Below are 13,573 nucleotides of genomic sequence, written 5' to 3'. Positions count from 1 at the left end.
CACTCCCTATCCCGTGATCACCGCGTCGGCGCGGGTGCCGTGGGTCCGGCAGAGCGTCGCCCACGTCGCCGCCATCGGGGTGTTCGGCCGCGCCACCGTGACGCCCCAGCCCGCGCCGCGCAGCAGCGCGAGCGCGCCGTCGAGGTCCGTGCCCGCCTCGCCCTCACCGGGCGCGGCCCACGCGGCGGTGTCCAGCAGGACCGCGAGACTGCGCGTGCTCCGGGACCGGTGCCCGATCAGCGCCGACAGCTGTTCCGGCGTGGTGGCGCCGAGGATCGCGATCAGCTCCTGCCCGCCGCCGGGGTCGTTGGGGCTGTCCATGTTCGTCGTCGGCGTGGCGGCCAGCGCGGCCAGCGCGTCGAGCACTGCGGTGTCGTTGTGGGTGCCGTCGCCGGTGTCCCGCACGATCAGCCCGCCGGACTCGGTGACGAGCTTGATCCGCTGCCCGTAGCGGTGCAGGTGCAGGCAGACGCTGGCCGCGAACGAGACCGCCCACTCGAGGCTCGAGTTCGCGCCGGTGCCGCGGTGCGCGGCGGCCCGGTGGTCGAGCATCACGGTCGTACCGCCACGCCACGGGCGTTCCTCGACACGGACCATCATCTCGTCGCGCTTCGCGGTCGACCGCCAGTGCACCTTCCGCAGGTCGTCGCCCTGCCGGTACGGGCGCACGATCGCGTCGTCCTCGCCCTGGCCCGCGTTGAGCCGCACCGACCCGTCGTCGCCGGAACCCAGCCCGGACCCGCCCGGCACGCCCAGCAGCTTCACCACCCGGGGCACCACGATCAGCCGCGACGAGTGCGCGAGCTCCCGTTCGAACTCGGCGAGCCCGAACGGGTCGGTGATCGTCGCCTTCAAGGGGCCGAGCTGCTGGATGCCGCGCAGCATCGGCTGCACGTGGTAGCGCAACCGCGTGCCGGTGTGCCTCGGCAGGTGCTCGATGACGAACCTCGGCTTGCCGCCGAGCGAGTACGGCACGCCGTCGGACACGAGCAGCCCGCCGGTCGGCAGCCTGCCGGTGGATGTGATGTGCAGCGTCACCTCGGCACGCCCGCCGACCGGGGTGCGGATCGGGTTGATCTGCCGCTGCGCGTGCAGGCCGACCCGCGCCACCGCGGTCAGCAGGCACACGAGGATCGGCAGCGCCACCACGAACACGGAGACGCGCAACAGGTCCCGCTCGTTCAGCACGAAAGAACACAGTGCCGCCGCGAGCCCGGCCGCGAGCAGGCACCGCCCACGCGTGGTCAGGCCCGACAGCGCACCTCGCAGCGGCCGCGCCACGCCGGCTACCGGTTCCCGCGTGCGGCCCAGTCGGAGCCGGACTGCGGCGCCGACTGGGACAACGCCTGGGGCACCGGCACCCGCTGCACGAGCGCGCGGATCAGCTCGGCGGGGGAGCGGCGGCCGGCCTGGGCCTCCGGGGTGAGCACGAGCCGGTGCGCGAGCACGGGCACCGCGACGGCGTGCACGTCGTCGGGGACCACGAAGTCGCGGCCGGACAGCGCCGCCTGTGCGCGCGCCGCGCGCACCAGGTGCAGCGTCGAGCGCGGCGAGGCGCCGATCCGGATCTCCGGCAGCCGCCGCGTCGCGGACACCAGCTCGACGGCGTAGCGGCGGATGTCAGGGGAGAGCTTGACCGCGCGCACCGTCTCGACCAGGTGCTTGACCTGCTCCGCGTGCGACACCGGCTGCAGGTCGTCGAGCGGGTTGTGGCCCGCGTGCTCGTCGACCATCGCCAGCTCGGCGGCCGGGTCGGGGTAGCCGATCGACACGCGCGCGGTGAACCGGTCGCGCTGCGCCTCGGGCAACGCGTAGGTCCCTTCCATCTCGATCGGGTTCTGGGTCGCGATGACCATGAACGGTGCCTCGAGGTGGTAGGTGTTCCCGTCGACGGTGACCTGCTCCTCCTCCATGCACTCGAGCAGCGCCGACTGCGTCTTCGGGGAGGCGCGGTTGATCTCGTCGCCGACCACGATGTTCGCGAACACCGGACCGGGCCGGAACTCGAACTCGTTGGTCTGCCGGTTGAAGATCGACACACCGGTCACGTCGGAGGGCAGCAGGTCCGGGGTGAACTGGATGCGGCTCACCGTGCAGTCGATGGAACGGGCCAGCGCCTTCGCGAGCGACGTCTTGCCGACCCCGGGCACGTCCTCGACGAGCAGGTGGCCCTCGGCGAGCAGCGTCACGAGCGCGATGCGCACGACCTCCGGCTTGCCCACGAGCACGCGCTCGACGTTCGCGGCGATCCGCTGCGCGGCGGCGCCCAGCTCGTCGAGCGGCGCGACCTGGCGGTAGTGGTTGTGCTGCGGCTGTGCGGGCTGGTCGCCGTTCACGCCGGTCGCGTGCTGCGCGTAGGGATCGCCGCCGGCCGCGTAGGGGTTACCGGGCAGCGCCGATGGCGGGGTACTCGACGTCACGCGACCTCCTGAGAACTTCGTAGGCTCACAGAGCCTGCTACGAAGTGTGTCAAACCTGCGAGAAGTACCCCACCCCTCCATCCGCGAGGACGAGGTACGGGCGTCCTTCTATCTTGTACGCCTTTTGGCGTCGCCGGGTTCCGGACGGGCGAATTGGCCCCGCGCGGGGTTCCTCCACTTCTCCCCACCGGGGTTCCCCACGACGCCCCACGGCGAACCCCTCCCGGCTGGAACAGGGTCGAAATCGGTCCGTTCGGCCGCCTGGCCGGGCACCGAAGGCCGCTCTTCCGGCACCCGGATGGGGGAGTCCCACCACCGGCCCCCACCATTCCCCCCGCGTGTTGACCTGCGCAAACTCTGAGATCCACCTTACGAATTCCTGTCATTCGCCGTTGACTGTGGTGAAAAGTGGGGTACGGTGGCGGCAAGTGGGGCAGAAGGGGGCCCCATGGCTGGTCCGTACGGACCGGTGGGGAGGTGCGGACCCTGATGTTCCTCGGTACGCACACCCCGAAGCTGGACGACAAGGGGCGGCTCACGCTGCCTGCCAAGTTCCGGGACGCCCTCGCGGGCGGGTTGATGGTGACAAAGGGTCAGGACCACTGTCTCTACGTCTTTCCGCGAGCGGAGTTCGAGGAGATGGCACGCAAAGTGGCTGCCGCTCCCTTGACGAACGAGGCGGTTCGCGCCTACCAGCGGTACCTGTTCGCCGGTACAGACGAGCAGCGACCCGATGGCCAAGGCCGGATCGCGATCGCACCGGAGCTCCGCCGCTACGCGGGGCTGACCAAGGAGTGCGTGGTCATCGGTGCGATCACCCGCCTGGAGATCTGGGACGCGCAAGCGTGGCAGACCTACCTGGACGAACACGAGGACGACTACTCCCAGGCTCGGGAGGAAGTCCTGCCCGGCGTGTTCTGACGGGAGCGGAACACCGGGCATGCACGCGGGTGCCGCGAGGCCTCCGTTCCGCTCGCCTTCGACCCTGGCACACCTTCCCCGGCGCCAGGTTCGACGAGCGGGCGGGGACCTGGCGGCACCCGTTGGAATTTCCGAGGCGGGAGAGGGGGTGTATTCGGCATGGGCGAAAACCCGGCACATGTCCCGGTGTTGCTGGAGCGGGTGCTCGCGCTGTTCGAACCCGCTCTCACCCAGCCCGGCGCCGTCCTCGTGGACACCACACTCGGTCTCGGCGGCCACTCCGACGCGCTCCTGGCCGCACACCCCGCGCTCACCCTGGTCGGCCTCGACCGGGACCCGAACGCGCTCGACCGCTCCCGTGACCGCCTCGCGCGGTACGGCGACCGGGTCCACCTCGTGCACGCGGTCTACGACGAGCTGCCGGACGTGCTGTCCGGGCTCGGCATCGCACCCCGCGGCGGTGTCGCGGGCGTGCTCATGGACCTCGGGGTGTCCTCGATGCAGCTCGACGTCGCCGAGCGCGGCTTCGCGTACTCGCGGGACGCGCCACTGGACATGCGGATGGACCCGACTGCCGAGCTGACCGCGGCGGAGGTGCTGAACACCTACCCGCCGGGTGACCTGGTGCGGATCCTGCGCGACTACGGCGAGGAGCGGTTCGCGAAGCGGATCGTCGACCGGGTCGTGCGCGCCCGCGCCACCACACCGTTCACCAACAGCGGCCGGCTGGTGGAGCTGCTGTACGAGGCGGTGCCCGCCGCGTCGCGGCGCACCGGCGGCCATCCGGCGAAGCGCACGTTCCAGGCGCTGCGCATCGAGGTCAACGGCGAGCTCGCCGCGCTGCGCGCCGCGGTGCCCGCCGCGCTGCGCGCGCTGCGGGTCGGCGGCCGGATCGTCGTGGAGTCCTACCAGTCGCTGGAGGACCGCATCGTCAAGCACGCGCTGGCCGAGCTGGCGAAGTCCCGCACGCCCGAGGGCGTGCCGGTGGAGCTGCCCGGCCACGGGCCGCAGCTGAAGCTGCTGACCAGGGGCGCGGAGCAGGCGAACGAGCAGGAGATCGAACACAACCCGCGGGCGGCCTCGGTCCGGTTGCGTGCGGCCGAGCGGATTCTGGAGGCGGCATGACGATCCAGGCAGAGCCGACTCGTCCCCGGGCGAAGGACGCGACCAAGGGCACCGCGAAGGGCGCGCGGAAGGGTGCCGCGAAAGGCGCCGTGAAGGGCGCGGTGCAGGACACCGTCGACACCGCACCCGCGCCTGCCCGTGCCCCGGCACCGAACCGGGCCAGGTCCGCGGCGGCCCAGCGCGCCTACGCGCGGCGGGCCCAGCGCGAGGGCAGGCCGGTCCAGCGCGTGGTGGACGAGGACCTCGACCGCGGTTCCGGCCGCGTGTCGTTCGCGGTGCTGATCATCGTGCTGCTGGTGGTCGGTGTCGCGGCCACGCTGTGGCTGTCCACGCAGGCCATCGCCGACTCCTACCGGCTGGACCAGGCCAAGCAGGACGCCGAGCGGCTGGCCGAGCGCGCGGCGGTGCTGCAGCGCGAGGTGACGCAGAAGGAGTCGGCGGCGTCGCTGGCCGAGCGGGCGAAGGCCATGGGCATGGTCCCGGCCGGTGACCCGGCCCGGCTCATCGTGAAGCCGGACGGCACCGTCGTGGTCGTGGGCGACCCGACACCGGTCACCCCGCCGACGCCGGTCACGCCGCCCGAGAACGACAACCCGTCCGCGAACCAGGACCAGCCGCCCCCGGCGAACGGGCAGGGAGCCGGCGGATGACAGACACCACCGCATGCCCTGAAGGTGCACTGCTGGACGTCGACCGTCCTGAACGGCACCTTCGGGGCATCCGGCGTGCGGGGGGCGATCGCTGATGCCGGGCCAGCCGAGAGCGCGCCGGCCCGGCACGCCCGCGCGCCGGCCGGTGCAGCGGGTCGCCGCGTCCGGGGCACCCGTCCGTGGTGGCGTGCCGGGCCGGGGAGCGGCCCGTGGTGTGCCGCCGCGCGCGTCCGTGCACGGGTCCGGTCGCCGGGTGGCGCCGCCGCCGCGCAAGGTGCCGGTCGGGCCGCGACGGCTCGTGCGCAAGAAGCGCAAGCCGACGAACCACCACATCCGCGTCGTCGTCGTGCGCTTCCTCCTCATCGCCGCGCTGGTCGCGGCCGGGCTGAAGCTCATCCAGGTCCAGGGTTTCGAGGCCGAGGCACTCGCCGCCAAGGCCGAACGGCAGCGCATGACGGAGATCGACCTGCCCGCGCACCGCGGGTCGATCCTCGACCGCAACGGCATGGAACTCGCGTTCAGCGTCGAGTCGCGGTCGCTCGCGTTCCGGCCGAAGGCCCAGCGCGAGGAGATCGACACCTACAACAAGAACATCAAGGACGGCAAGACGAAGGCCACGCCGCTGAACTTCGACACCGAGACCCAGGACATGGCGCGGTTCATGGCCGCGAAGCTCGGTGGCGCGGTGTCGGAGGGCCAGCTGCTCGGCAAGCTCCGCCAGGACTCCAACTTCGTCTACCTGGTGCACAACGTCCAGCCCGCGGTGGCGCGGGCGATCCAGGACGAGTACCCGTCGATCATCGCCGAGTACCGCGCCGAGCGGGAGTACCCGGGCAAGACGACCGCCGCCAACATCATCGGCGTCGCGAACTGGCGAACGGAGGACAAGGACCCCAAGAAGCACGACCTGCACGGCCTCGCGGGCCTGGAGCTGTTGCGGGACAACGACCTCGCCGGCACGTCCGGCCGCCAGGAGGCGGCCACCGAGGAAGGCGACGACGGCGTCATCATCCCCGGCACCGAGCGGGACGTGCGGCCCGCGGTCGACGGGGCGGACCTCGAGCTGACGATCGACGCGGACCTGCAGTACTTCCTGCAGCAGTCGCTCACGGACTACGTGGCGAGGTCGCAGGCGCGCGGCGCCAGCGCGGTGATCATGGATGCGAAGACCGGCGAGGTCTACGCGCTCGCCAACGACAAGACGTTCGACCCGAGCAGCACCGGCTGGGACCCCGACTCGATGGGCAACCCGGCGGTCAGCGACATGTACGAGCCGGGTTCGGTGAACAAGGTCGTCACCGCGCTGTGCGCGATCGACCAGAACATCACCTCGCCGCTGGACGTGCACCAGGTGCGCGACCACATCCGGGTCGCCGACCGCACCATCCGCGACGCGTGGGACCACGGCACCATGCCGTTCACCACGACCGGCATCTTCGCGAAGTCGTCGAACGTCGGCACGCTGATGCTCGCGCAGGAGTGCGGTCCGGACAAGTTCTCCGAGCTGCTGAAGAAGCTCGGGCTCGGCTCCCGCACGGGTGTGGGTCTCGCGGGGGAGAGCCCCGGCAGCGTGCCGCCGCGCGGTCAGTGGTCCGGCTCGACCTTCGGCAACCTGCCGATCGGGCAGGGCCTGGCGATGACCGTGCTGCAGATGGCCGGCATGTACCAGACCGTCGCCAACGACGGCGTCCGCGTGCCGCCGAGGATCGTGTCCGCACAGGTCACCGAGGACGGCAAGCGGATCCCGGAACCGAAGCCGAAGGCGGTGCGCGTGGTCGACGCGAAGACCGCGCGGACCGTGCGCGACATGTTCCGCGCGGTCGTGCAGGACGCGGACACCCCGAACAACGGCACCGGCGTCCCCGCCGCGCTGACCGGCTACCAGATCGCGGGCAAGACCGGCACGGCGCAGCAGTTCGACAAGGAAGCGGGCCGGTACAGCCAGGAGAAGTACTGGATCACGTTCGCGGGCATCCTGCCCGCCGACGACCCGCGGTTCGTCGTCGGCATCATGCTGGACCAGCCCAAGTACGTCGGCGGTCCGCCGGAGGGCAAGAGCGCGGCGCCGCTGTTCCACGACATCGCCTCGCACCTCGCCCAGACGTACAACATCCCGCTGTCGAAGGAACAGACGCCGTTCATCCCGCTCGTGGAGCCGTAATCTCCTTGGCATGGCACTGCGCACCGAGGACTCGCGGTTCACCGACCTGCCGGACTTCCCGTACGAGCCGTCGTACGGCACCGTCGGCGCGCTGCGCATGGCGTACGTGACGGCCGGCCCGCCGGACGGACCGGTCGCGCTGCTGCTGCACGGCGAGCCGACCTGGTCGTTCCTGTACCGCAAGGTGCTGCCGGTGCTGGCCGACGCGGGGATCCGTGCGGTGGCACCGGACCTGGTCGGTTTCGGCCGTTCCGACAAGCCCGCGGCGGCCGCGCACAGCTACGCCGCGCACGTCGAATGGGTGCGTGCGCTGGCGTTCGACGTGCTGGACCTGCGGGACGTGACCGTGGTCGGCCAGGACTGGGGCGGGCTGATCGGGTTGCGGGTCGCGGCGGAGCACCCGGACCGGGTGGCGCGGATCGTCGCCGCGAACACCGGCCTGCCGACCGGTGAGCACGGCATGCCGGACGTGTGGTGGCAGTTCCGCCGCGCGGTGGAGAAGGCGCCGACGCTCGACATCGGCCGGTTCGTGCAGTCGGGGTGCAGGACGGTGTTGTCCGACGAGGTCCGCGCGGCCTACGACGCACCGTTCCCGGACGAGTCGTACAAGGTCGCGGCTCGGCTGATGCCGGGCCTGGTGCCGGTGTCGCTGGAGGACCCGGCGGCGCCGGCGAACCTGGCGGCGTGGCAGGTGCTGCGCAAATGGGAGAAGCCGTTCCTGTGCGCGTTCAGCGATGGCGACCCGATCACCGGGCCGATGGCACCGGTGCTGCGCAAGCTGATCCCGGGTGCGGGCCGGCGCGAGCACCCGGTCATCGCGGGAGCGGGCCACTTCCTGCAGGAGGACGCAGGCGAGGTGCTGGGCGAGGAGATCGCGCGTTTCATGACGGGCTGACGGGAACGTGACCGGGGAGGCGGGCTGGTGCGCTTGAATTGCGGCATGGTGTGGTTCACCGAGGACGATCTGCGCGCCACCGCCGGCGACGGCTCCTTCCGCCGTGGGCGGGACTACGTCGACGCGGTGGGGGACTTGCAACCGACGGCGCTGGGTGTGCGGGCGGCGGTGCGGGGCAAGGACGTCTACGAGGTGTGGCTGGGGCGGGGGAACGCGGCGCTCGTCGGTGAGTGCGGCTGCCCGTTCGGGGTCGAGGGCAACTTCTGCAAGCACTGCGTGGCGGTGGGGCTTGTCCTGCTGGCGTCCGGCGAGCAGGTGCCGGAGGTCGACCTGGGGACGTACCTGCGGTCGCTGGACCAGCGCGAGCTGGTGGAACTCGTGCTGGAGCAGGCGAAGCGGGATCCCGCGCTGTACCGGCAGCTCATGCTGCGGGCGGGCAGCACGGGAGCGCCGCAGGTGGCGGTGTTGCGCAGGCAGCTGGACGAGGCGTTGCGGGTCCACGGTTTCGCCGACCCCGGCTACGCGGGCCGCGCCAAGGACGTCGTGGACACGGTGCGTGCCCTGGTCGACGCGGGCCACGCGGCGGAAGCTCGCCCGCTGGCGAGGCATGCGGTGGAGCTGCTGGTCGAAGCGCTGGGCGCGGTGGACGACCCGGCGGGCGCCGTGTCGGGGGTGGCGAGGCGGGCGGTGAAGCTGTACGCGCGGGCGTGCGCCGTGGCCCGCCCGAACCCGGCGAAGCTGGCGTCGTGGCTGTTCCACGTGCGCCTGAACTGGCCGACGTGGCCGACGATCGACATCGGCGACTTCGCGGAGCCGCTGGGTGAGCCGGGCATGGCGGCGTACCGCACGCTGGTGAACGACGCGTGGCACGCCCTGGACGACGATGCCGACCACACGGTCCTGCGCGGCATGCGCGAACAACTGGCGAAATCCTCCGGCGACGCGGACGCCATGGTGGACGTACTGTCCGACGACCTCCCCGCCGTACGCGCCTACCGCGAGATCGTGGCGGTGTTGCGTCACGCCGGCCGCCTGGACGAGGCCATCCGGTGGGCGGAGCGCGGGGTGGCGGAAACCAGGGACCTGGGCCTGACGGAGCTACTGGTCGAGTCATACCTGGACGGCCAACGCGGCGACGACGCGGTGTCACTGCGGAAGGCGGACTTGCTGTCGGCGCGAACCCGGCTCTGCTACGGCCGCCTGCGCGAGACGGCGGTGGCGGCGAAGGTGTGGTCGGGTCTGCGGTCGTGGGCCCTGGAGGTGCTGCCGCCGTCGGAACTGGTGGGCGCACTGTTGGACGACGGAGAGCACGAGCCCGCCTGGCTGGCGGCGGTGAAGCACGACTGCGCGGGGGTGGAGGTCGTACGGTCCCGGGCGGAGACGCATCCGGCCGAGGTCCTCGCGGCGTACCGGACGCTGGTGACGGAGTGCCTGTCGCGGGGCGGGCGGGAGTGCTACCGGGAGGCGTGCGTACTGCTGAAGGAGATGGCGGCGTGTGCTTCGCGAGCTGGGGAGTCGGTCGCGGGGTTCGTGGCGTCGCTGAAGCTGGCCCACGCACGCCGGCCCGCACTGTTGGACGAGTTGCGGCGAGCCGGGTTTTGAGTGCCCCGAAAGACGCTGTCGAGACATCAGCGATGCCACGAAGGGGCCCTTCGTAACGCCCGGTGCGATGAAGGACCCCTTCGTTGCGCTCACCGTGATGAAGGGCCCCTTCGTCACGCGCGGTGTGATGAAGGGCCCCTTCGTTGCGTTCACCGTGATGAAGGGCCCCTTCGCAACGTCCGGCGTGATGAAGGGGCCCTTCATGACACCGCCACAGCCCCGAAAAGCGCCTTTCACGGCTCAAGGCCAACCGAGCGCGGGGCGGAAGCCCGCCACCAAGGGGCTCCCTGCCATCCCGTCGACCTGGCGAAGCCCGATCACACCGGATCAAGGGGGCACCACCAACCCAAACCGGCGGCAAACGCCGGAACCGCCCCCTTGAGCCGGTGTGATAGCCCGTAGGGAGGTCGACGGGATGGCAGGCAGACCCGCACCCAACCGCAGCCAAACAACGAAACCGAGAAGCCATCCCAGAGACCTGCCCTCCGGCGAGAAGCCCCCGGAGGGCACACCCGCCGGGCGAGACACCCCGAAAGCCATCCGCCGGTCAGCGCAGCGCCTGTGCCGGTTGGCCGCACAACCGGCACAGGCCCCACCTCATCGCCGCTGCTATGGCCGCTCCAAGTACTGCTTCAAGTGCTGCGCGGTCAACGAACCCCCACTTTCGACCAGCGCCGCCGGGGTGCCCTCGAACACCACCCGCCCACCGTCGTGGCCCGCGCCGGGGCCCAGGTCGATGATCCAGTCCGCGTGCGCCATCACCGCCTGGTGGTGTTCGATCACGATGACCGTGTTTCCCTTGTCCACCAGGCGGTCCAGCAGCGCGAGCAGGTTGTCCACGTCCGCGAGGTGCAGGCCCGTGGTCGGTTCGTCCAGTACGTACGTGCCGGCGCCCTCCGACATGCGGATCGCCAGTTTCACCCGTTGGCGTTCGCCGCCGGACAGTGTGGTCAGCGGCTGGCCGAGGCCCAGATAGCCCAGGCCGACGTCGTTCAGCCGGTCCAGGATCGCTCGTGCGTTGCCCGACGGGAAGAAGTCGCGCGCCTCCGCTGCCGACATCGCCAGCACCTCGCTGATGTTCCTGCCCCGCAACGTGTACCGGAGCACCTCCGGCGTGAACCGCTTGCCCTCGCACTGTTCGCACACCGACGCGACGCCCGCCATCATCGCCAGGTCCGTGTACACCAGGCCGATGCCCTTGCAGTTCGGGCACGCGCCCTCCGAGTTCGCGCTGAACAGGGCCGCCTTCACGCCGTTGGCCTTGGCGAACGCGGTCCGGATCGGGTCCAGCAGACCTGTGTAGGTCGCCGGGTTCGAGCGGCGGGAACCCCTGATCGCCGACTGGTCCACCACCGTCACGTCGTCGCGTGTGGACAGTGAGCCGTGGATCAGTGACGACTTCCCGGAGCCCGCGACCCCGGTCACCACCGTCAGGACACCCAGCGGCACGTCCACGTCCACGTCGCGCAGGTTGTGCAGTGACGCGCCGCGGATCGGGAGGTGTCCCACCGGACGGCGGACTTCCGTGCGCAGCGTCACCCTGTGGTCCAGGTGGCGGCCCGTCAGCGTGTCCGACCTGCGCAGACCCGCGAGGTCACCCTCGTAGCAGACCTCGCCGCCCGCCGGGCCCGCTCCAGGGCCCAGGTCCACGACATGATCGGCGATCTCGATGGTCTCCGGTTTGTGTTCCACCACGAGCACGGTGTTTCCCTTGTCCCGCAGGCGGAGCAGCAGGTCGTTCATGCGCTGGATGTCGTGCGGGTGCAGGCCGACCGTGGGCTCGTCGAACACGTACGTCACATCCGTCAGGCTGGAACCCAGGTGCCGCACCATCTTCACGCGTTGCGCCTCGCCGCCGGACAGCGTGCCCGACTCGCGGTTCAGCGACAGGTACCCCAGCCCGATCTCCACCAGGGAGTCGAGTGTCTCGCTCAGCGTCGCCAGCAACGGGCGGACGGACGGCGCGGCCAGTCCCCGGATGAACTCCGCGAGGTCCGAGATCTGCATCGCGCAGCAGTCGGCGATGTTCCTGCCATCGACGCGGGACGACAGCGCCGCCTCGTTCAGCCGCGCGCCGTCGCACGACGGGCACCGGCTGAACGTCACCGCCCGGTCGACGAACGCCCTGATGTGCGGCTGCAGCGCCTCCTTGTCCTTCGACAGGAACAGCCGCTGCACCTTCACGACCAGGCCCTCGTAGTTGGTGTTCATGGTGCCGTACTTGATCTTCGTGGCCGGCTTGTGCAGGAAGTCCGCCCACTCCTGCTCGGTGTAGTCCTTGAGCTTCTTGTCCGGGTCGACGTACCCGGAGTGCGCCAGCGACTGCCAGTACCACGAGTCGACCGCGAAGTTCGGCACCGTGATGGCGCCCTCCTTCAACGACAGCTCCTTGTCGACGAGCTGGTCGACATCGATGGAGTTGACCTTGCCGATGCCCTCGCAGCGCTGGCACATGCCGTCCGGCAGGTTGAAGCTGAACGCCGTCGACGGCCCGATGTGCGGCTCGCCGAGCCGCGAGAACACGATCCGCAGCATCGTGTGCGCGTCCGTGGCCGTGCCCACGGTGGACCGCGAGTTCGCGCCCATCCGCTCCTGGTCGACCACGATCGCCGCCGACAGGTTGCGCAGCTGGTCCACGTCCGGGCGGCCCTGGGCGGGCATGAACGACTGCAGGAACGCCGAGTACGTCTCGTTGATCAGCCGCTGCGACTCGGCCGCGATCGTGCCGAACACCAGCGACGACTTGCCGGAGCCCGACACCCCGGTGAACACGGTCAGCCTGCGCTTGGGGAGGTCGAGGGAGATGTCGGCCAGGTTGTTCTCGCGGGCGCCCCGCACCTCGATCAGGTCGTGGCTGTCGGCCGGGTTCAGCACGTCGCCGCCTCTCTCTTTATGGTGTAAAGTGATGCCAGAAAACAGTACTTTATGGCGTAAGGAGTTGCAAACGTGGTGGTGTTCGCCGGTCAGGGCGACGCACGTCGCTCGATGGCGCTGCTCTGGCGCACCCCGCTCGCGGAGGAGCCGCGGCCCGGTCCGAAACAGGGGCTGACGATCGACGCGATCGTCGCGGCGGCCATCGAGGTCGCCGACGAGTACGGGATGGCGGCGCTGTCGATGCGCGCGGTCGGCGAGCGGCTCGGGCGCACCGGCATGGCGCTCTACACCTACGTGCCGAGCAAGGGCGAGCTGGTCGACCTCATGTACGACACGGTGATCGCCGAGGCGCACCGCACCTACGACCTCGGCGACGGCTGGCGGCCCGCGCTCACCGCGTGGGCGGAGGACATGTGGGCGTTCTACCTGCGCCACCCGTGGGTGCTGCAGGTGTCGCAGGCGCGGCCGGTGCTGGGTCCCAACGAGTACGTGGTGCTGGACGAGGTCGTGCGGCTCCTGTTCGAGACCGGCCTGGACCCGGCCGCGCTGCGGCAGGTCACCGGCGCGTTGTTCCAGTTCGTCCGCGGCGTCGCGCAGGTCGTCGCCGAGGCGCGGGAGGCGTCGGCCGCCACCGGCACGTCCGACGAGGACTGGTGGTACGCCCGGTCCGCGCTGCTGACCGAGATGGCACCGGACTTCGACCAGCGCTTCCCCGCGGTCGCGAAGCTCGCCCGGTCGGGCGGCTTCACGATGACCGACGAGACCGTGCCCTACCAGGAACAGGCCGCGACGGAGACGTTCCGGACCGGCCTCGCCGCGCTGCTGGACGGCATCGAGCGCCGGTCGCGATGAACAGGCCGTGCCGGGGTGCTGGTGGGGCCGAGGTGCTGGAAGAAGGCGGCCGGATGATGTCCTTTCCGGATGG

The 13,573-nt window shown here is 70.9% G+C and carries 10 protein-coding genes; 7 read left to right on the top strand and 3 right to left on the bottom strand.

Going from position 1 to position 13,573, the window contains the following annotated elements:
- Positions 1–6: 6 nt before the first annotated feature.
- Together FHR82_RS32460 and FHR82_RS32455 are read right to left on the bottom strand one after the other, a co-directional pair.
- Positions 7–1,269 (bottom strand): DUF58 domain-containing protein, encoded by a 1,263-nt coding sequence (locus tag FHR82_RS32460; protein WP_184814671.1) that lies wholly within the window; start codon positions 1,267–1,269, stop codon positions 7–9.
- A gap of 17 nt (positions 1,270–1,286) precedes the next feature.
- A complete protein-coding gene (locus FHR82_RS32455) occupies positions 1,287–2,420 on the bottom strand; it encodes an AAA family ATPase (protein ID WP_184814413.1) in 1,134 nt (377 codons plus the stop codon).
- 489 nt (positions 2,421–2,909) lie between these two features.
- Between FHR82_RS32455 and mraZ the strand changes: the two genes are divergently transcribed.
- The 6 genes from mraZ (at position 2,910) to FHR82_RS32425 (ending at position 9,774) form a co-directional block, all read left to right on the top strand.
- Entirely contained in the window at positions 2,910–3,341 is a 432-nt protein-coding gene (gene mraZ, locus FHR82_RS32450; RefSeq protein ID WP_184814412.1) for a division/cell wall cluster transcriptional repressor MraZ, read from the top strand.
- Between the two features lie 159 nt (positions 3,342–3,500).
- Complete coding sequence (rsmH, locus tag FHR82_RS32445) at positions 3,501–4,466, top strand: 16S rRNA (cytosine(1402)-N(4))-methyltransferase RsmH (RefSeq protein WP_184814411.1); 966 nt, start codon at positions 3,501–3,503, stop codon at positions 4,464–4,466.
- Entirely contained in the window at positions 4,463–5,116 is a 654-nt protein-coding gene (gene ftsL / locus FHR82_RS32440) for a cell division protein FtsL (protein ID WP_184814410.1), read from the top strand. Before rsmH ends, ftsL begins: the two co-directional genes overlap by 4 nt.
- Before the next feature lie 94 nt (positions 5,117–5,210).
- Complete coding sequence (locus FHR82_RS32435) at positions 5,211–7,277, top strand: peptidoglycan D,D-transpeptidase FtsI family protein (protein ID WP_184814409.1); 2,067 nt, start codon at positions 5,211–5,213, stop codon at positions 7,275–7,277.
- A 10-nt stretch (positions 7,278–7,287) separates the two neighbouring features.
- The gene (locus FHR82_RS32430) at positions 7,288–8,172 is read left to right on the top strand and encodes a haloalkane dehalogenase (protein WP_184814408.1); all 885 of its coding nucleotides are present in this window, start codon (positions 7,288–7,290) and stop codon (positions 8,170–8,172) included.
- A 45-nt stretch (positions 8,173–8,217) separates the two neighbouring features.
- Positions 8,218–9,774 (top strand): SWIM zinc finger family protein, encoded by a 1,557-nt coding sequence (locus tag FHR82_RS32425; RefSeq protein WP_184814407.1) that lies wholly within the window; start codon positions 8,218–8,220, stop codon positions 9,772–9,774.
- A gap of 609 nt (positions 9,775–10,383) precedes the next feature.
- On the opposite strand, the gene FHR82_RS32420 is transcribed toward FHR82_RS32425, so the two are convergent.
- Positions 10,384–12,648 (bottom strand): ATP-binding cassette domain-containing protein, encoded by a 2,265-nt coding sequence (locus FHR82_RS32420; RefSeq protein ID WP_184814406.1) that lies wholly within the window; start codon positions 12,646–12,648, stop codon positions 10,384–10,386.
- Positions 12,649–12,720: 72 nt separating this feature from the next.
- On the opposite strand from FHR82_RS32420, the gene FHR82_RS32415 reads away from it, so the two are divergent.
- The gene (locus tag FHR82_RS32415; protein WP_184814405.1) at positions 12,721–13,500 is read left to right on the top strand and encodes a TetR/AcrR family transcriptional regulator; all 780 of its coding nucleotides are present in this window, start codon (positions 12,721–12,723) and stop codon (positions 13,498–13,500) included.
- Positions 13,501–13,573 lie beyond the last annotated feature (73 nt).

The sequence above is a fragment of the Actinophytocola algeriensis genome (assembly GCF_014203735.1).
Lineage (GTDB): Bacteria > Actinomycetota > Actinomycetes > Mycobacteriales > Pseudonocardiaceae > Actinophytocola > Actinophytocola algeriensis.
This window is presented reverse-complemented; position numbering and strand designations above follow the sequence as displayed.